At 72.2% G+C, this 17,399-nt stretch carries 20 protein-coding genes; 11 read left to right on the top strand and 9 right to left on the bottom strand.

Annotation, left to right across the window (positions count from 1 at the left end; genetic code table 11):
* Positions 1-137: 137 nt before the first annotated feature.
* From IG05_RS47955 to IG05_RS0124070, 6 genes are all read right to left on the bottom strand, one after another.
* The gene (locus IG05_RS47955; protein WP_051790156.1) at positions 138-1,028 is read right to left on the bottom strand and encodes a hypothetical protein; all 891 of its coding nucleotides are present in this window, start codon (positions 1,026-1,028) and stop codon (positions 138-140) included.
* Between the two features lie 211 nt (positions 1,029-1,239).
* Complete coding sequence (locus IG05_RS0124095; protein WP_030345682.1) at positions 1,240-1,857, bottom strand: RNA polymerase sigma factor; 618 nt, start codon at positions 1,855-1,857, stop codon at positions 1,240-1,242.
* A gap of 131 nt (positions 1,858-1,988) precedes the next feature.
* Positions 1,989-2,336, bottom strand: a complete 348-nt coding sequence (locus IG05_RS0124090; RefSeq protein ID WP_030345680.1) for a hypothetical protein — start codon at positions 2,334-2,336, stop codon at positions 1,989-1,991.
* 203 nt (positions 2,337-2,539) lie between these two features.
* Complete coding sequence (locus tag IG05_RS0124085; protein ID WP_030345679.1) at positions 2,540-3,115, bottom strand: hypothetical protein; 576 nt, start codon at positions 3,113-3,115, stop codon at positions 2,540-2,542.
* Positions 3,116-3,207: 92 nt separating this feature from the next.
* Positions 3,208-3,927 carry a DUF4328 domain-containing protein gene (locus IG05_RS0124080; protein WP_030345677.1) on the bottom strand — a complete coding sequence of 240 codons (720 nt, stop codon included), beginning with the start codon at positions 3,925-3,927 and terminating at the stop codon, positions 3,208-3,210.
* A gap of 144 nt (positions 3,928-4,071) precedes the next feature.
* A complete protein-coding gene (locus IG05_RS0124070) occupies positions 4,072-5,748 on the bottom strand; it encodes a beta-N-acetylhexosaminidase (RefSeq protein ID WP_420707620.1) in 1,677 nt (558 codons plus the stop codon).
* A 154-nt stretch (positions 5,749-5,902) separates the two neighbouring features.
* Here IG05_RS0124070 and IG05_RS0124065 point away from each other — a divergent pair, with 154 nt between their 5' ends.
* The 10 genes from IG05_RS0124065 (at position 5,903) to IG05_RS0124020 (ending at position 13,165) form a co-directional block, all read left to right on the top strand.
* Positions 5,903-6,478: a 2-oxo-4-hydroxy-4-carboxy-5-ureidoimidazoline decarboxylase gene (locus IG05_RS0124065; protein WP_030345674.1), complete on the top strand. Its 576-nt coding sequence runs from the start codon at positions 5,903-5,905 to the stop codon at positions 6,476-6,478.
* A gap of 191 nt (positions 6,479-6,669) precedes the next feature.
* Complete coding sequence (sdhC, locus tag IG05_RS0124060) at positions 6,670-7,050, top strand: succinate dehydrogenase, cytochrome b556 subunit (RefSeq protein WP_043195476.1); 381 nt, start codon at positions 6,670-6,672, stop codon at positions 7,048-7,050.
* A gap of 5 nt (positions 7,051-7,055) precedes the next feature.
* Complete coding sequence (locus tag IG05_RS0124055; RefSeq protein ID WP_030345670.1) at positions 7,056-7,538, top strand: succinate dehydrogenase hydrophobic membrane anchor subunit; 483 nt, start codon at positions 7,056-7,058, stop codon at positions 7,536-7,538.
* 19 nt (positions 7,539-7,557) lie between these two features.
* Positions 7,558-9,312, top strand: a complete 1,755-nt coding sequence (sdhA, locus tag IG05_RS0124050; protein WP_030345669.1) for a succinate dehydrogenase flavoprotein subunit — start codon at positions 7,558-7,560, stop codon at positions 9,310-9,312.
* A complete protein-coding gene (locus tag IG05_RS0124045; RefSeq protein WP_030345667.1) occupies positions 9,312-10,091 on the top strand; it encodes a succinate dehydrogenase iron-sulfur subunit in 780 nt (259 codons plus the stop codon). The genes sdhA and IG05_RS0124045 overlap by 1 nt, the downstream gene beginning before the upstream one ends.
* Before the next feature lie 190 nt (positions 10,092-10,281).
* Positions 10,282-10,692: a VOC family protein gene (locus IG05_RS0124040; protein WP_030345665.1), complete on the top strand. Its 411-nt coding sequence runs from the start codon at positions 10,282-10,284 to the stop codon at positions 10,690-10,692.
* A gap of 87 nt (positions 10,693-10,779) precedes the next feature.
* A complete protein-coding gene (locus tag IG05_RS0124035; protein ID WP_030345662.1) occupies positions 10,780-11,187 on the top strand; it encodes a hypothetical protein in 408 nt (135 codons plus the stop codon).
* Positions 11,188-11,192: 5 nt separating this feature from the next.
* Positions 11,193-11,714, top strand: a complete 522-nt coding sequence (locus IG05_RS0124030) for a thiol-disulfide oxidoreductase DCC family protein (RefSeq protein WP_037814588.1) — start codon at positions 11,193-11,195, stop codon at positions 11,712-11,714.
* A gap of 11 nt (positions 11,715-11,725) precedes the next feature.
* Entirely contained in the window at positions 11,726-12,466 is a 741-nt protein-coding gene (locus IG05_RS0124025) for a TetR/AcrR family transcriptional regulator (RefSeq protein WP_030345659.1), read from the top strand.
* A 90-nt stretch (positions 12,467-12,556) separates the two neighbouring features.
* Complete coding sequence (locus IG05_RS0124020) at positions 12,557-13,165, top strand: Uma2 family endonuclease (protein WP_030345657.1); 609 nt, start codon at positions 12,557-12,559, stop codon at positions 13,163-13,165.
* On the opposite strand, the gene IG05_RS0124015 is transcribed toward IG05_RS0124020, so the two are convergent.
* Both IG05_RS0124015 and IG05_RS0124010 read right to left on the bottom strand, forming a co-directional pair.
* Positions 13,166-14,710, bottom strand: coding sequence for an ABC transporter substrate-binding protein (locus tag IG05_RS0124015; RefSeq protein ID WP_078894413.1), 1,545 nt, complete (start codon positions 14,708-14,710; stop codon positions 13,166-13,168).
* 235 nt (positions 14,711-14,945) lie between these two features.
* On the bottom strand, positions 14,946-15,185 hold the full coding sequence (locus IG05_RS0124010) for an SCO4848 family membrane protein (protein ID WP_030345654.1): 240 nt from the start codon (positions 15,183-15,185) through the stop codon (positions 14,946-14,948).
* 91 nt (positions 15,186-15,276) lie between these two features.
* Here IG05_RS0124010 and IG05_RS0124005 point away from each other — a divergent pair, with 91 nt between their 5' ends.
* Entirely contained in the window at positions 15,277-16,542 is a 1,266-nt protein-coding gene (locus IG05_RS0124005) for a D-alanyl-D-alanine carboxypeptidase family protein (RefSeq protein ID WP_030345652.1), read from the top strand.
* Here IG05_RS0124005 and IG05_RS0124000 read toward each other — a convergent pair.
* On the bottom strand, positions 16,490-17,398 hold the full coding sequence (locus IG05_RS0124000) for a YihY/virulence factor BrkB family protein (protein WP_030345650.1): 909 nt from the start codon (positions 17,396-17,398) through the stop codon (positions 16,490-16,492). The genes IG05_RS0124005 and IG05_RS0124000 overlap by 53 nt on opposite strands.
* Between the last annotated feature and the right edge of the window lies 1 nt (position 17,399).

Genomic DNA, 17,399 nt, shown 5'->3' with positions numbered 1-17,399 from the left:
CGCTCCCGCGGCGGCCGGGCCGTCCCATCATGACCCCGCCGGGGACATCCCGCACGCCGCCGAGGGAGCAGTTCAGCCCGGGGCCGCCGCACGGGCCGCCGCCCAGGTCACGCCGTCGTCTGGGAACCAGCGGACCGTCACGAAGGATCGAGGTCAGGGACAGAACCTAGCGTCGGGCTCTCACGAAGCAGGCTGTCCGACAGGTGATCAAACAAGCGAGAAGTGCCTCTGACCAGTGGGTCGCCGGTCGGCTCCCTGCGGCCGACGCCTTTGCCCTGGCCGTTGCCCCGGGCGTTGCCGTCGCCCTCGCCGGTGGCGCCGGAGTGGCCGGGCCGGGCCGTCGTGCCGGTGGTTCCGCCCCGTGTACGGGCCGTCCGGGCGGCGCAGTAGGCCGCGACCCTGTCCCGGCCGCCCGCCGCGGCGACCAGCCGCTGCCACGCCGTCGCCTCCAGGGCGCCGCCCCGCTCCCCCGCCTGCGCGTAGGCACGGCAGTGGGCCGGGGTGTCCCCGGCGGTCGTCGGGTGCGCGGGCCTCCCGGAGGGCACGGCGGTGCCGGTGTCCTCCGGCCGGGCCGTCGTACCGGCGGCCGTGGCGTGCGCCGCCGGGGCGGAGCGGGCGCCCGGCGAGGGGTGCGCGGAGCGCGGGGCGTGCCGGGCGCCGTCCTCGGGCCCGGACCGCGCGGAGCCGATCGCGGCGACGGCGGCTCCGCCCAGCGTGAGGCTCGCCAGGGCCAGCGAGAGGGTGGTCCGCAGGGAGCGGCGGGCGCGGCGGGGCCGCCCGGGCCGCCAGTCGTCCCGGGCGCGGGTCCTGGCGTCGTGCGCGCCCGCCTCGCGCGCGGCCCGGAACGCGGCGACGGCGTTGCGCTCGGCCTCGGGGCCGGCGTCCCGGGCGCGCAGCGCGGCGCCGAACCGTGCCTCCAGCTCCGTGCGGCCCGGGGAGGTGCCGGGCGGCTCGGGCGCGGCGACGGTGCCGTCGGGGTGTGCGCGCCGGGCGCCGGGCAGCCCGTCGCCGCCGTGCCGTTCACCCATGCCCGTTCCCGTCCTCATCCGGTCCGCCCGGAACTCCGTACACCGGTCCACCCGCCCTGCGGGCACCCGCCGCGGGACCGGCCGGGCCGCCACCCGCGAGCCGCAGCGGGCAACCGGCCGAGCCCGCCGGCCGCCAGGACCGCCACCCGCGGGCCGGCTGCCGGAACGGCCGCGGCGGACGTCCGTACATACGTCCCGCGCCCGCTCTCGTTCATCCCGACTCACCCAGCGTCGGCGGTTCCGCATCCGTCACACCGTCGGCGCCGAGCTGGCGGGCCAGGCGGCGCAGCCCCCGGTAGGCGGCGGTGCGGACGGCGCCGGGGCGTTTGCCGAGGACGCGGGCGGCGGCGGGGCCGTCGAGGCCGACGACCACCCGGAGCAGCACCGCCTCGGCCTGGTCCCGGGGCAGCCCGCGCACCAGGTCCAGCGCGCGTTCGGTGGACAGCGACTCCAGGGCCTGGTCGTGGGTGCTGTGCCGGCCGGGCAGCTCCAGGGCGTCCTGTTCGAGCTGCGCCGCCCGGGGCCGTACCCGCTGCCGGCGCAGGTGGTCCAGCGCGCGGTGCCGGGCGATGGTCGCGGTCCAGCCGCGGAAGCCGGCGCCGTCGCCCCGGAACCGGCCGAGGTCGCGGGCGATCTCCAGCCAGGCGTCGGAGGCGACGTCCTCCGCGTCGTCGCCCACCAGGCCCCGCAGGTAGCCGAGCAGGCCGGGCTGCACGATCCGGTAGGCCACCGCGAAGGCGGTCTCGTCACCGTCCTGGGCCCGCGCGACGGCCGCGCCCAGCTCCCCGTCCCGCGGCTGCGGGCGGCGGGGTTCCCCTCCCTGGCCCAAGACCGTCCTCGTTCGTGCCGAGTTCCTGGCCACTGCGTGGCGCTTTCCGTCACCGGTGCGACACGCTCCGGCCGTGTCTGTCGCCCTCCACGATCATCAGCGTCGGCCCCGACGGAAGTGTCACAGGCAGCTCAGCCGGAGGCGCTCGCGGTCGCGTCCCGGCACAGCAGCCGGAGCGAGCCGTGGCCGCCGTAGCAGCGGCGCGCCTCGTCGAGGGGGTCCCACAGCCGGCCGTCGGGGGTGCGCAGCCAGTGCTCGCCGCCGGTCGCCCACCACTCGGCGCCGGTCTGCCGGACGATCACCTCACCGGCGTAGGCGCCGAAGCCGCGCAGCACGCTCTGGACGGCCGCGTACGGCGGTCCCTCGCGGCGTATCTCCTCGATCATCCGGTCCACCCGCCACAGGCTCTGCGCCGAGTAGTCGAGCCGGATCCGCGCGCCCTCGCGCATGGTCGCCACCGCGTCCGCCGCCCACCGCACGGGCTTGGCCGCGGCGGGCGGCCTGGTCTCCTGCTGCGCTGTCCCGTACCGGGCCGTCACATGAGCTGTCACATCGGCTGTCACATAGGGAAGAGCGAGCCGGGGCGAGGTTCCGTCACGGGGGCACGGGACGTTTCCCGAAACGTTCCGCCAACCGTCGCAGGACCACCCCAGGTCCGCCGCACGAACGGCACAGGCCCCCGTCACGCCCCCGGTTCCGCGGCGCTGCGCGCCCGGCGGGAGACCACCGCGCGCAGCACCCGGCGGCCCTCCACCGACACCTCCAGCGCCCGCCGCAGGCCCTGCGCGCCGTGCCCGGCGAGCAGTTCCAGCACCGCGGCCTGGCGGCGCAGTTCGGCGGCGACGAGCGGCGGCAGGTCCGCCGGGTCGCCCGCGCGCCCGGCGGCGAGGCCGTCGGCGTCCCCCGGGTCCGGGCCGTCGTCCGTGGCGGGGTCGAGCAGCCGGTGGACCCGCAGCGAGGCGACGGAACAGGCGTCGGCCCAGGGCCGTACCGCGTCGGCGGTGCGCTCGGCCGGGGCCGACCGGAGCATCCGGCGGGCGAGCCGCGCGGCCTCGTCGGCGGGCTCCGCGGAGCCGAGCGCCTCGCGGGCCCGGCTCAGCTCGGCGGCCCAGCCGGAGCCGTCGGCGAGGCGGGCCCACAGCGGGCGCAGCAGCTCGTCGTCGCCGCCGAGCAGCGGCAGACACCGATCCAAACAAGCCAATCCGCTGGCGGCCAGTCCGCGCTCGTCGGCCTGTGCGATCAGGTCCACCAGGCTCATGAATGCCTCCCTCGCCAGGGCACCGACCGGTACGGAGCCCGCACTTCCCCTTACTGCGTGCGACGGAGCGGGAGTGTCACAGCCAGGGGTTTTCAGCCAAGCGCGGGAGCCGGCAGCTCGCCGGAGTGGACCTTGCGCTCCTGCATCCGGGTCAGCTGGACGACCACCACGACGGCCAGGGCGGCGGCGGCGATGTCGAGGCCGTCGGAGAGCAGCATCGCCTTGGCGGCCTCCTTCAGCTCGTCGGCCGTCTCGGCGTGCCGGGAGCTGGTGTCCGCGAACCGGCCCACGAGCAGGCCGGCGAGCCACACCGTCCACCAGGCGTTGACCGGGGAGTGGCCGGACCGCGAGCCCCAGGGAGCGCTGGCGTCCCAGCTGTCGGCGACGATCCGGCGCGGGAACCACAGGTTCACCACCGGGCAGAACCAGGCGCCGATGGTCCAGCCGCGCTTCATGCTGTGCCGGGAGGCGTCGAACACCTCGGCGTTCACCCGGATCCGCCACAGCCAGCACAGGTAGACGACGGCCGTGGCCACCAGCGCGACCCCCTGCGCGATGCCGGCGGCACCGTAGAGGGAGTCCGCCCGGTCCGCCCGGTCGATGACGTCGGCTCCGGTGACGCCGGCCGCCAGGTCGCCGGTGACGTCCATCTCCAGGAAGTCGGCGTAGCAGGCGAACAGGTCGGTGGCGATGACGAGACCGAGCAGCACGGCGGTGGCGCGGCCGAGCGCGGCCGGCGAGCGCAGCCAGGCGCCGCCGGGCGGGGCGGCGTACGGCGGAGTGGGCATGGGCGCGGGCATGGGCGTGGTCATGAAGGTGTTCCCCCGAGAAGACGAGATCCGGGCCGGCGCGCGGCTCTCCCCGAACCGGCGCGCGTCCTGATGCCGGCGCGCATGCGAACACGCGCGCGGACACCGGAACATATGGCCGGACGCCGTCGTGCGTCCACTCGGTTCTCAGCCCAGCCGGTTCGCCAGACTCCGGAAGCCGGCCCAGGAGAGCGCCGGTGTGCGCGCGTCCCACAGCTTCTGCGCGGTGGCCCGCAGCGGCATCCGGATGCCCGCGGCGACCTGGGCCTCCGTCTGCGCGTTCGGGCGGTCGGACCAGACCGCGAACGAGCCGCCGAGGATCTGGCCGTCGTAGCGCGCCGGGACGGCGGTCGTGCCGCGCAGCACCCGCGGGTTCCACTGCTCGTAGATGCGCTGTCCTGTCGGGTAGACGAAGGTCTGCGGCTGGCCGAGCACGTAGTAGAGGTACTCGTCGTTGTAGTTGAGCACCTTGCGGCCGGCGCTCAGGTACTCCGCCGGCGGCCGGGCGCCGATCTCCTTGCCGGTCCAGTAGGCGACCTGGAGGTCGCCCGCGGGCTGCACGGAGGTGCCGCGGAAGAAGCCGTCGTTCCAGGCGCGCATGGTCCGGTGGTGGGCGCGGACGGTGGCGGCGCGGTCGTCGAGCCAGCCGGTGGCGAGGTCGGCGACGGTCCCGCCGGCGCCGTACCGCTGCCGGGCGGCGGCCGCCAGCTGCGGGTAGGAGGCCTGCGGGTCCCGCACGGTGAGCGCCTGGTACTCGTCACCGCCCAGGTGCCACTGGCCGCCGGTGAACAGCCCGGCGTACTCGTTCAGCAGGTCGTCGACGAGCCGCGCGGAGGCGTCCTTGGAGATGTCGATCGCACCCCTGGTCGCCACTCCGTTCACGTTGCGCAGCTGCAGGTCCGGGTGGGCGGCGAGGACGGCGCCCAGGTGTCCGGGCGAGTCGATCTCGGGCACGACGGTGATGTGCCGGCTGTCCGCCAGTGCCACGATCCGCCTGACCTGGGCCTTGGTCAGATGGACCGGGGAGACGATCTCCGGGTGGCTGCTGGACTCGATCCGGAAGGCCTGGTCGTCGGAGAAGTGCAGGCCCAGCTCGTTGTACTTCAGGTCCCCCAGCTCGCGTATCCGGTCCTCGATCCAGGCCTCGGAGTACGGCTTGCGCGCGATGTCCAGCATGAACCCGCGCACCGGCTTGGCCGGCTGGTCGCGTACGACGCCCTCGGGGGCCGTACCGCCGCCGTGGACCTCCTGCTTCAGGGTGCGGGTGCCGTAGAAGACGCCCGCCTCGCCGGGCCCGCTGATGTCGACCCGCCCGCCCCGGACGGTCAGCGTGTACGACTCCCGGTTCCCGCCCCCGCCGCCGAGCGCGAGCCGCACGTCGCCCGCCCGGACGTCGCTCTTCTCCCCCGCGTAGGCGAGCCCCAGCTCCCCGGCCATCAGCCGGCCCTCGTCGGCCAGCGCGGGGTCGCTCACCACCACCCGCTCGCCGTGCCGCGGCTTCCAGCCCGGACCGCGCGCCGGGGTGTGGGAGCGGACCGCGGGTATGGTGCGCGGCGCCTGCGAGAGCGGGTACGACCGGCTGGGACTGGGGCGGGGGCTGGCCGACGCGGTCGCCGGCTGCCCCGGGCCGGCCGCGGTGCCGGCCGCCCGCCCGGGGGACGGCTGCCGCGCGCCGCTCACGGCCGCGCCGCCCCCGTCCGCCGAGGCCCAGACGGCGACGCCCGTGCCGAGCGCGACCGTCCCCACGACCGCGGCGGCCACCACCGCCCGCTTGCGTATCACCTGTCGCGCCGAGCCCCGGCGCCTGAGCCTGTGCTGGGTCACCCTGCCAACGTACGACCGATCGCCGGCCCATCCGTCACCCAAGCGGCCTCAAACTCTTCCGTTCGGGTGAAATTCAGCTATCCCTCGGACACAGCGTGACCACTCTCGATAACCTGACGACACACCTTTCACAGCATCCCCTGCCACGCCACATGTGACGCGAGGACCCACGCTGCCCGCCCACCGCCTGCCGTATCTCCCCACGCCCCTCGACGCCTTCAACACAGCCCGCGCCGACGAGGCCCGCACCCTGCTCCTGCACTGCCTGCACAGCCTGCGCTGGGCCGACCGGATCGCCGACCACCGCCCCTACCCCGACCTGGACGCCCTGCTGGCCGCCGCGGACGAGGCGGCGTACGACCTCTCCCCCGCCGACCTGGCCGAGGCCCTGGCCGACGAGACCCTCCCGGAACTCCCCGAGGACACGTACTCGGCGGCCCACACCGCCCTGGGCGCCGCGCGCGCCGCCTACGAGGCGAGATTCGGACACGCGTTCGTCATCTATCCGGGTGACGTCCCCCGGGACGAGGTCATCGACCACATCCTCGAAGCGATCCGGTCACGATTGGCAAACGATCCGGAGGAGGAGCGGGTGACGGCGGCCGAGGAACTGCGGCGTCTGGCCCGGGGACGGCTGCGAGTCCTGCTCAGCGGCGCCGAGCCGTTTTCGATTTGTGGCCACCGCCACGCGGGCGCTACCAGCCCAAATGCCCCCACACCCGGCAAATGACCACCGGATCCGGCCCGCAAGCCGCGTCGGCTAGCCCAACCGCGTGCCACTTTGATCACACCGGTAGGCCCCCCGTAAGCACCACGGCGGCACGTGGATACCATGCAGAGGGCCGGTGGACCGTACCCGGCCGGGCCCGACCGACAGTGAAGCCGGCGCGGCCCTAGTCCCCGCTCCCGGAGGGTTCTTCCGTGCCGGCTGGAACGCTGTACCGCGGCCGGGAAGGAATGTGGTCCTGGGTGGCTCATCGAGTCACCGGCGTCCTCATTTTCTTCTTCCTGTTCGTTCACGTGCTGGACACCGCTCTCGTGCGTGTCTCCCCCGAGGACTACGACAAGGTCGTAGCCACGTACAAGACGCCGATCGTCGCGCTGCTGGAGTACGGCCTCGTCGCCGCCATCCTCTTCCACGCGCTCAACGGCCTGCGCGTCATCGCCGTCGACTTCTGGTCGAAGGGCCCGCGCTACCAGAAGCAGATGTTCTGGACCGTGATGGGCGTGTGGATCGTGCTGATGCTCGGGGCGATCTACCCGGTCCTCGGCCACGCCTACCGTGTCCTGTTTGGGAGCTGACGCCGATGTCCACGACTGAAACCGCGGCCTCCGGAGTCGGCCCCGTCGAGGGTGCCCCCGTCTACACCGTCGACAACCCGGCCCCGTTCATCGAGGCGCCCCGCAAGCGCACCAAGAAGTCCCCCAAGTCGACCCGGGGCAACTTCGAGCTGGCGGCCTGGCTGTTCATGCGCCTGTCCGGCATCGTGCTGGTCGTCCTCGTCCTCGGCCACCTGCTGATCCAGCTGGTGCTGGACGGCGGTGTGTCCAAGATCGGCTTCGCCTTCGTGGCCGGCCGCTGGGCGTCCCCGTTCTGGCAGGTCTGGGACCTGCTGATGCTGTGGCTGGCGATGCTGCACGGTGCCAACGGCCTGCGCACGGTCATCAACGACTACGCCGAGCGGCCGAACACCCGGCTGTGGCTCAAGGGCCTGCTCTACACCGCCACGGTGTTCACCATCCTGCTGGGCACGCTGGTGATCTTCACCTTCGACCCGAACATCCGCTAGGCACGGGGCTGCGAGAATCATGAAGATCCACAAGTACGACACCGTCATCGTCGGCGCCGGCGGCGCGGGCATGCGCGCCGCCATCGAGGCGACGAAGCGCAGCCGCACCGCCGTGCTGACCAAGCTCTACCCCACCCGCTCCCACACGGGCGCCGCGCAGGGCGGCATGGCCGCCGCGCTCGCCAACGTGGAGGAGGACAACTGGGAGTGGCACACCTTCGACACGGTCAAGGGCGGTGACTACCTGGTCGACCAGGACGCCGCCGAGATCCTGGCGAAGGAGGCCATCGACGCCGTCCTCGACCTGGAGAAGATGGGCCTGCCGTTCAACCGGACCCCGAACGGCACCATCGACCAGCGCCGCTTCGGCGGTCACTCCCGCAACCACGGCGAGGCCCCGGTCCGCCGGTCCTGCTACGCCGCGGACCGCACCGGCCACATGATCCTCCAGACGCTGTACCAGAACTGCGTCAAGGAGGGCGTGGAGTTCTTCAACGAGTTCTACGTCCTGGACCAGCTGATCACCGAGGTCGACGGCGTCAAGAGGTCCGCCGGTGTCGTGGCGTACGAGCTGGCCACCGGTGAGATCCACATCTTCCAGGCGAAGGCCGTGATCTACGCCTCGGGCGGCACCGGCAAGTTCTTCAAGGTGACCTCCAACGCGCACACCCTGACCGGTGACGGCCAGGCGGCGGTCTACCGCCGCGGCCTGCCCCTGGAGGACATGGAGTTCTTCCAGTTCCACCCGACCGGCATCTGGCGCATGGGCATCCTGCTGACGGAGGGCGCCCGCGGTGAGGGCGGCATCCTCCGCAACAAGGACGGCGAGCGCTTCATGGAGAAGTACGCGCCGGTCATGAAGGACCTCGCGTCCCGTGACGTCGTGTCCCGCTCCATCTACACGGAGATCCGTGAGGGCCGCGGCTGCGGTCCCGAGGGCGACCACGTCTACCTGGACCTGACCCACCTGCCGCCGGAGCAGCTGGACGCCAAGCTCCCGGACATCACCGAGTTCGCGCGGACCTACCTCGGCATCGAGCCGTACACGGACCCGATCCCGATCCAGCCGACCGCGCACTACGCCATGGGCGGCATCCCGACCAACGTCGAGGGTGAGGTCCTGGCGGACAACACCACGGTCGTGCCGGGCCTGTACGCGGCCGGCGAGGTCGCCTGCGTGTCCGTCCACGGCGCCAACCGCCTGGGCACCAACTCGCTGCTGGACATCAACGTCTTCGGCCGCCGCGCGGGCATCGCCGCCGCCGAGTACTCGGCCAAGGCCGACTACGTCGAGCTGCCGGAGGCCCCGGAGTCCTTCGTCGTCGAGCAGATCGAGCGGCTGCGCGCCTCCACCGGCAGCGAGCGGGTGGCGACCCTGCGCCGCGAGCTGCAGGAGACCATGGACGCCAACGTCATGGTGTTCCGCACCGAGCAGACGATCAAGACGGCCGTCGAGAAGATCGCCGAGCTCAAGGAGCGCTACCAGAACGTGGCGATCCAGGACAAGGGCAAGCGGTTCAACACGGACCTGCTGGAGGCCATCGAGCTGGGCAACCTGCTGGACCTGGCCGAGGTCATGGCCGTCTCGGCGCTGGCCCGCAAGGAGTCCCGCGGCGGTCACTACCGCGAGGACTACCCGAACCGCGACGACGTCAACTTCATGCGCCACACCATGGCGTACCGCGAGGTCGGCGCCGACGGCTCGGAAACCGTCCGTCTCGACTACAAGCCGGTCGTCCAGACCCGCTACCAGCCGATGGAGCGTAAGTACTGATGGCTACCCCTGTTCTGGACAAGGCGGACGCGGCCGGCCAGCCCGAGCCCGGCTTCGCCGACTCCCCCTACATCACGGTCACCTTCCGCATCCGCCGGTTCAACCCGGAGGTCGCGGCGGAGGCCGTCTGGGAAGACTTCCAGCTGGAGATCGACCCGAAGGAGCGCGTCCTCGACGGCCTCCACAAGATCAAGTGGGACCTCGACGGCACCCTCACCTTCCGCCGCTCGTGCGCGCACGGCATCTGCGGCTCGGACGCGATGCGGATCAACGGCAAGAACCGGCTTGCCTGCAAGACGCTGATCAAGGACATCAACCCCGAGAAGCCGATCACGGTCGAGCCCATCAAGGGCCTGACGGTCCTGAAGGACCTGGTCGTGGACATGGAGCCGTTCTTCCAGGCGTACCGGGACGTCATGCCCTTCCTCGTCACGAAGGACACGAACGAGCCCACGCGTGAGCGGCTGCAGTCCGCCGAGGACCGTGAGCGCTTCGACGACACCACGAAGTGCATCCTCTGCGCGGCCTGCACCTCCTCCTGCCCGGTGTTCTGGAACGACGGCCAGTACTTCGGCCCGGCCGCGATCGTGAACGCCCACCGCTTCATCTTCGACTCGCGTGACGAGGCCGGGGAGCAGCGGCTGGAGATCCTCAACGACCGCGACGGCGTGTGGCGCTGCCGTACGACCTTCAACTGCACGGACGCCTGCCCGCGCGGCATCGAGGTCACCAAGGCCATCCAGGAAGTGAAGCGCGCCCTGATCACGCGCCGCTACTGACCCGCGGTACGCCTGCGACGAGGGCCCCGTGCCCCGGAACGATGTTCCGGGGCACGGGGCCCTCGTCATGCCGGCCTGGACCCGGACTTCCCGCAGTGGTCACACGGCCGGATCCGTCGCGGGGCCCCGCCGTCCGTCCGCTCCGGTGGGGCTCCTCGCTTCCGCGGGGCTGGGCTCCTAATGTGACGACATGTCAGACGAAGAGTCGTACGAACTGCTCGGTTTCGACAACGTGCTGCTCCCCGTCGGCGACCTGGCCGAGGCGGTCGCCTTCTACGAGCGGGCCGGGTTCGCCGTGGGATTCCGGTTCGACGAGGCCGGGATCGCCCTGCTGAAGGTCGGCGCGGAGACGCCGGGCATCCTGCTGCGCGCCGAGGAGGGGCTGCGGCACCGGCCGCCGCACTGGCCCTCGCCGCGGATCTGGCTGGAGGTGCCCGACGCGCGGGCGGCGGCGCGGAGGCTGGCGGCCCTGGGCGTCGCACCCCTGGACGAGGTGTTCCAGGGGGCCACCGGCTGGACCGTGGAACTCGCCGATCCGTGGGGGAACGTCCTCGGCCTCACGGACTACACAAAACGCCCGGCGCTGGCCCGCCGGAACTGAACCCCACCCCCGTGTTGAACGCGTTCAAAAACAGGTCTACAGTCATTCCTGTCAGCGTTTTTGAACGCGTTCAAGAAGGGGTGGGGCATGGACCGCACCGTCATCGCCTACGTCATCTACCTGGTCGTCAGCATCGCGCTGACCGTCTGGGTGGCCCGCACGCTCAGCCGCAACGGCCGGATCTTCCTGGCCGACGTCCTGCGCGGCAACGAGAAGCTCGCCGACGCCGTCAACCACCTCCTGGTGGTCGGCTTCTACCTGGTCAACCTCGGCTTCGTGGCCCTGTACCTGGGGGACGACGCGACCATCGAGGACACCCGCGGCATCTTCGAGGCCCTGTCGACCAAGCTCGGCGTGGTGCTGCTGGTGCTCGGCGTGATGCACCTGGGCAACGTGTACGTGCTCAACCGGATCCGCCGGCGCGGGGTCATGGAGCGGGAGCAGCGGCCCCCGGTCGGCCCGCAGGAGTGGATCGCGCCGACGGCCGGGGCGTGACCGGCATGACCTCCGTGACCACCACGGACGGCCGGGGCGCCGCGGGCGCCCCGGTCCGCGCCCTGACCGTCCTGTACGACGCCGAACGCGTCCTGTGCACCCATCTGCGCGGCTGGCTGGCCCGCCAGCCCCAGCTGGTGCCGCTGGAACTGCTGCCGGCCGGTTCGGCCGCGGCCCGCGCCCGCTTCCCGGGGCTGGACCACTCGTCGGGCCTGGAGGAGGTCACCGTCGTCGGTGACTCCGGGCAGGTCTACCGTGGATCGCGCGCCTGGATCGTCGTCCTGTGGGCGCTGCGCGAGCACCGCCCGCTCGCCCACAAGCTCGCCACCCCGGCGGGCGCCGGGCTGGCCCGGGGGGCCGCGCTCGCCGCGGCGAAGTGGCGGGACGCGCGGGGACCGGGCCGGAGGCGGGGCGGGCCGTGGGGCGGGCAGGCGTACCGGCGGGCGGACGGCTGGTCGTACCACCCCCGCACCGGCTGGAGCTACTCCCCGCCGTCCCGCGCCGGTGCCGCTCCCACCAGTGGTTAGGCTCTTCTACCGTGCCCGCGAAGAACGACGGCCCCGACGCGGCCGGCCCCCAGAGCAGCAAGTCCGAGCAGACCCGCGCGCTGATCCTGGAGACCGCGATGCGGTTGTTCCAGGAGCGCGGGTACGACAAGACGACCATGCGGGCCATCGCCAAGGAGGCCGGGGTCTCCGTCGGCAACGCCTACTACTACTTCGAGGGCAAGGAACACCTGATCCAGGGGTTCTACGACCGGATCGCCGCCGAGCACCGGGCGGCGGTCCGGGAGGTGCTGGACCGGGAGACCGACCTGGAGGCACGGCTCGCGGGCGTGTTGACCGTGTGGCTGGACATCGCCCGGCCTTACCACGAGTTCGCCGTCCAGTTCTTCAAGAACGCCGCCGACCCCGACAGCCCGCTCAGCCCCTTCTCGCCGGAGAGCGAGCACGCCCGCGAGCAGGCCCTCAGCGTGCACCGGGAGGTGCTGGCCGGCTCCAAGGCCAAGGTAGCGCCGGAGCTGCGGGAGGTCCTCCCCGAGTTGATGTGGCTCTCCCAGATGGGCCTGGTGCTGTACTGGATCTTCGACCGCACGGAGGGGCGGGAGCGCAGCTACCGGCTGGCACGGCGGGGCGCCCGCCTGACCGCCCGCGGTGTCTCCCTGGCCCGTTTCCGGGTCCTGCGGCCCCTGGTCCTGGAGGTCCACGAACTGTTCACGGACTTCCTGCCGGGGATGACGAAGGCGCTGCCGGACCCGGGGCGGGAGCGGGCCGAGTGATCACTTTCGGGTGAAGGCGCGGGAACGGGACGCCCGGGGGTCCGGCTGCCTACGATGATGCTCTCGACACCAGCCCACAGGAGGCACGCGATGTCCGCAGCATCCGTCGAGCGGCCCCATGAGTACCGACCGCTGATCGCGGAGGCCAATCGGCTCATGGAGCGCAATCCGGGCAACCGCGTCGAGATCATCGGAGGCCAGATCCTCGTGTCCCCCCCTCCCGACGGCGCCCACGGCGTGACGCTGACCGAGCTCATGGTCCCTTTCCTGGCCGCAGGCCTCCACGGGCAAGGGTCGGTGGTGGTCCAAGGCGTCGGCCTTTGGCTGCCCACCGGCGTCGAGGACTACGCGATCCCGGACCTCTCTCTGGTCGACGCCGACTTCGAGGACCACCACGCCGAGAACAACTGCTACGACCCCGTCTGCTTCCGTCTCGTGCTGGAGGTCACCTCCAGCAACTGGAAGACCGACCTGCGCGACAAGGTGAAGGCGTACGCCAGTGCGAAGATCCCGGTCTACGTGATCGTCGACCGCAAGCACCAGCGCCTGCACGTCCTGACCGGTCCCGCAGGGGACGCGTACGACAGTCACCGCACCTGCTCGCCCGGTGAGACCGTGACCCTGCCCGCGGTCGTCGGAGCCGAGGTCATCCTTGACGTCACCCGGATCCTCAAGGCCGGTCGGCCGGACGCCGGCTGATCAGATCCAGTTCAGCCGCCACAGGCGGAACACGCCCGTGCCGTCCGTCAGGTACTGGCCGCCGCCCACGTCCTCGGTGCTGACCACGTACTCCTTGCGCTGCCACAGCGGGATCAGCGGGACGTCCGCGGCCACGTCCGCCTGGATCTCCTTGAAGTCCTTCGCGACCCGGCCGCGGTCGGCGAACTGCCGGCTGTCCAGGATCAGGTGGTCGACCAGCTTGTTGCTGTAGCCGGTGCTCATGGTGGACCCGGTGCCGACGAGCGCGGCGCCGAAGGTGTCCGGGTCGGGGTAGTCGGCCGACCAGCCGACCGCCCAGGCGTCCATCCTCCCGGCGGCCCAGCGCTTCTGGAAGTCGGTCCACTCGTAGCTCTTGACGTCCACCCGGAACAGGCCGCTCGCCTCCAGCTGTTTCTTCAGCTCCGCGGCCTCCTCGGCGCCCGCGCCCCGGCCGGCGCCGTAGCCCAGGGTGAAACGCACCGGCAGGCTCACCCCGGCCCCGGCGAGCAGCTCGCGGGCCCTGCGGGTGCTCGGCGCCGGGTAGTCGTCGAAGAACGACGTGGTGTGGCCGGTGATGCCGGTCGGGATCACCGAGTACAGCGGGTCGACCGTGCCGTGGTAGACCGTCGCGGCCAGCTGCTCGCGGTCGACCAGCCAGGCCATCGCCCGGCGCACCCGCGGATCGTGCAGCGGGGAGCGGGAGCGGGTGTTCAGGTACAGGTTGCGGGTCTCGGTGCTGTCGGACTCGGTGACCCGCTGATCGGGGTCGCTCGGGTTCAGCGCGGACAGCGCCCGCGGCGGCAGCGTCCGGGTGGCGACGTCGACCCGCCGGTCCTTCCAGGCCTGGTCGAGCCTGGCCGCGTCGGCGTAGTAGCGCAGCTCGATCGGGCGGCCGGTACCGCTCAGGTACCCCTCGTAACGCCCGTACGGCGCGAGGACGGCCTTCTCGCCCTTGGTGTACGCCGTGAGGGTGTACGGCCCGGTGCCGTCGACGGCGGCGTCCGTGCGCAGGGCGCCGGCCGGGTACTTCTCCCGGTCCACGATCGAGCCGGCGCCGGTGGCGGCCTTCAGCGGGAACGTGGCGTCGGCGGAGGAGAGGTGGAAGGTGACGGTGTGCGCGTCGTCGGCGGTCACCGAGGCGAGCGTGGCGAACAGGGAAGCCGGTCCGACATCGGCGTTGATCCTCTTGACCCGGTCGAAGGAGTACTTGACGTCCTCGGCCGTCATGGCGCGCCCGCTCGGGAAGGTGATCCCGGAGCGCAGGGTGCACCGGTACGTCTTCAGGCCGCTGCCCTCGAACCCGCAGCTCTCCGCCGCGTCCGGGACCGGCTCGACGCCGCCCGGCTCGAAGGTCAGCAGCGTCTGGAACACATTGCTGAACAGGGCCCAGGAACCGGAGTCGTAGGCGCCGGCCGGGTCCAGTGCGGTGACCGCGTCCGTCGTGCCGACGGTGATGGTCCGGTCGTCGCTCCCCTGTGACGGCCATAACTGCCGGCCGCCGATCCCCACGACGGCGAGCGCGAGCAGCGTCACGAGAAGCCGCATGCGAGCAGATCGCATGGTGATGCCCTCCCCAGCCACTTCCCCTTGAGTGACGCGGCTCACCTAATCACACGGGTTTCACCCCGCGGAAGGGCTTTCTGTCCAGTTGTGGAAGAACTAGGACGGGGTTTACCGTCACGCGCGCAGGGCGGCCAGTCCGATCACCGTGACGTCCGACGGCGCCCCCACGCGCGTGGGCGGGCCCCAGGCCGACGATGATCACCCCGGCCGGTCCCCGCTATGAGTTCCGGCGCAGTGCGCGCAGCCCGCGCAACCCGATGACCCCGATGGCCGTCCCCCATACGAAGGACACGACCGCCAGCAGCAGGTGCACCCAGAAGTACGCGGTCGGCTGGCCGTCGTCGAAGGCGAGTCCGCTGCCGTCCTTGATCAGGTTCTTGACGAAGGTGACCCAGATGACCCAGGACCACACTCCAAACACGAGCAGGAACCAGGAGACCGGGCGGCTGAGCTTCATGAGTCCAGTATCGCCGTCCGGTGTCCGGCTCCGTGCCGGGGGTGGGGCGGCAGGCGGGACTTCGCGGTCCGGTGCGGGTACGTTCTCGACCGTGCCCGCACCGAAGACGACCGGCCGGCGATCCCTGCTGGTCACCTCCGCCACCCTGCTGTCGCTGACCGTCACCGCACCCGCCGCGCTCGCCGCGCAGGCCCCCTCGCCGAGCCCGACGGCCACTCCCCCGGCCGGGATGTCCACGCTGGGCGGCGCCCGGCTCGGGCAGCCGGGCACCCAGGTCAACCTCGCCCCCGGCGTCCCCGTGCTGCCCAAGGAGCTCACCGCCCGGTCCTGGATCGTGTCCGACGCCGAGTCGGGCGAGGTCCTCGCCGCGCACAACGCGCACTGGCAGCTGCCCCCGGCGAGCACGCTGAAGATGCTGTTCGCGGACACCGTGCTGCCCCGGTTCCCCAAGGGCACCCTGCACAAGGTGGCGCCGTCGGACCTCAAGGGCATGGGCGCCGGCTCCAGCGTGGTCGGGATAAAGGAGGGCGGCACCTACTCCGTGCACGACCTGTGGCTCGGAGTCTTCCTGCGCTCGGGCAACGACGCCGTGCACGTGCTGTCCGCGATGAATGGCGGTGTCGCGCAGACCGTCCAGGACATGCAGGACCACGCCGAGGAACTGCAGGCCCTGGACACCCATGTGGTCTCCCCCGACGGCTACGACGCGCCGGGACAGGTGTCGTCGGCGTACGACCTGACGCTGTTCGCCCGCTCCGGACTGCAGAAGCGGGACTTCCGGGACTACTGCTCGACGGTGAGCGCGACGTTCGGCTCCACCGAGATCCGCAACACCAACCGGCTGCTGAGCGGCGACAGCGACGTCCCCGTCTACCCGGGCATCGCGGGCGTGAAGAACGGCAACACCACGCACGCCGGCGCCACCTTCACCGGGGTGGCCGAGCGGGGCGGCAAGGTGCTGCTGGTCACGGTGATGAACCCGGAGAAGCACGAGCACAACGAGGTCTACAAGGAGACCGCGAAGCTGCTGGACTGGGGTTTCCAGGCGGCCGGCAAGGTCGAACCGGTGGGCGAGCTGGTGCCGCCGAGGAGCGCCGCCACCGCGCAGCCCGATCCGAGCGCGTCCGCCGGGCGGGACGCGGCGCAGGCGGCGGGCAAGGCGGCCGGGCGGGGTTCCGGGACCGGCGGGCCCGGCGTGAAGGCGGCGGCGAGCGCCACCACTCCGTCCGGCACCGGCGGGGCGGGGATCGCCCTGGCCGTCGCGGGCGGGCTGCTGGCGCTGCTCGGGGGCGGGGCGTTCCTGGTCAACCGCCGGTGGCCGCTGCCCGACCTGATGCGCCGTCGGGCGCGTCCGTGAGTTCGGCCTCCTTGCTGCCGGTCGCCGTCCAGGAGGCGCAGAACAGGACCAGTTTGGCGGTGAAGTTGATCCACAGCAGCAGGGCCACGGGGACGCCGAACGCCCCGTACATGCTCTTCGCGGCGACTCCCTGGATGTAGCCGCTCAGCAGCAGCTTGAGCAGTTCGAAGCCGATCGCGCCGAGCAGCGCCGCGACCAGCAGGCGCCGGCGCGGCGGCTCGACCCCGGGCAGCAGGGTCAGGACGTAGAGCAGGACGAGGAAGTCGGCGAGCACGGCGACGACGAACGCGGCGATCTGCAGCAGGACGCTGCCCCAGCTGTGCTCGTCCAGGCCGATCTGCCGGGACAGCCAGCCGACCGCGGCCGAGGCGAGGGTGGACGCGGCGAGGGTGACCAGCAGGGCGCCGCCGAAGCCGAGCAGGATGCCGGCGTCCTTGGCCTTGGTGACGACCGGGTTCTCCTCGCGGTCCGGCAGCTCCCACACCACGCGCAGGCAGTCCCGCACCTGCCCGACCCAGCCGATGCCCGTGAGCAGCAGGACCGCGCCCGCGATGACGCCGACCGTGCCGGCGTTCTGCACCAGGGAGGTGAGGTCCAACTGGTCGGACAGGCCCGGGAACTGGTCGGCGATCCGGTGTTCCACGGTCTTCTGGCGGCCCGGGCTGAGCGTGGCGGCGGTGATCGCGGCGGCCACGGTCAGCAGCGGGAAGAGCGCCACGAAGCTGACGAACGTCATGGCGGCGGCCAGCCGGGTCCACTTCACCCGGTCCAGCCGCTCGTAGGACCGCCACGCGTGGGTGGCGGTCAGCCGGGTGACGATCGGCCCGATGCCGGGCAGCTTCTTCAGCCAGTCCATG

It is taken from the genome of Streptomyces sp. NRRL S-1022 (genome assembly GCF_000720135.1).
In the GTDB taxonomy this organism is placed as follows: Bacteria; Actinomycetota; Actinomycetes; order Streptomycetales; family Streptomycetaceae; genus Streptomyces.
This window is presented reverse-complemented; position numbering and strand designations above follow the sequence as displayed.

Coding starts and splice junctions, on each gene's coding strand:
- IG05_RS47955 (WP_051790156.1), bottom strand. CDS start 1,028: ATGGGTGAACGGCACGGCGGCGACGGGCTGCCCGGCGCCCGGCGCGCA.
- IG05_RS0124085 (WP_030345679.1), bottom strand. CDS start 3,115: ATGAGCCTGGTGGACCTGATCGCACAGGCCGACGAGCGCGGACTGGCC.
- IG05_RS0124080 (WP_030345677.1), bottom strand. CDS start 3,927: ATGACCACGCCCATGCCCGCGCCCATGCCCACTCCGCCGTACGCCGCC.
- IG05_RS0124055 (WP_030345670.1), top strand. CDS start 7,056: ATGTCCACGACTGAAACCGCGGCCTCCGGAGTCGGCCCCGTCGAGGGT.
- sdhA (WP_030345669.1), top strand. CDS start 7,558: ATGAAGATCCACAAGTACGACACCGTCATCGTCGGCGCCGGCGGCGCG.
- IG05_RS0124045 (WP_030345667.1), top strand. CDS start 9,312: ATGGCTACCCCTGTTCTGGACAAGGCGGACGCGGCCGGCCAGCCCGAG.
- IG05_RS0124040 (WP_030345665.1), top strand. CDS start 10,282: ATGTCAGACGAAGAGTCGTACGAACTGCTCGGTTTCGACAACGTGCTG.
- IG05_RS0124035 (WP_030345662.1), top strand. CDS start 10,780: ATGGACCGCACCGTCATCGCCTACGTCATCTACCTGGTCGTCAGCATC.
- IG05_RS0124030 (WP_037814588.1), top strand. CDS start 11,193: ATGACCTCCGTGACCACCACGGACGGCCGGGGCGCCGCGGGCGCCCCG.
- IG05_RS0124020 (WP_030345657.1), top strand. CDS start 12,557: ATGTCCGCAGCATCCGTCGAGCGGCCCCATGAGTACCGACCGCTGATC.
- IG05_RS0124015 (WP_078894413.1), bottom strand. CDS start 14,710: ATGCGGCTTCTCGTGACGCTGCTCGCGCTCGCCGTCGTGGGGATCGGC.
- IG05_RS0124010 (WP_030345654.1), bottom strand. CDS start 15,185: ATGAAGCTCAGCCGCCCGGTCTCCTGGTTCCTGCTCGTGTTTGGAGTG.
- IG05_RS0124000 (WP_030345650.1), bottom strand. CDS start 17,398: ATGGACTGGCTGAAGAAGCTGCCCGGCATCGGGCCGATCGTCACCCGG.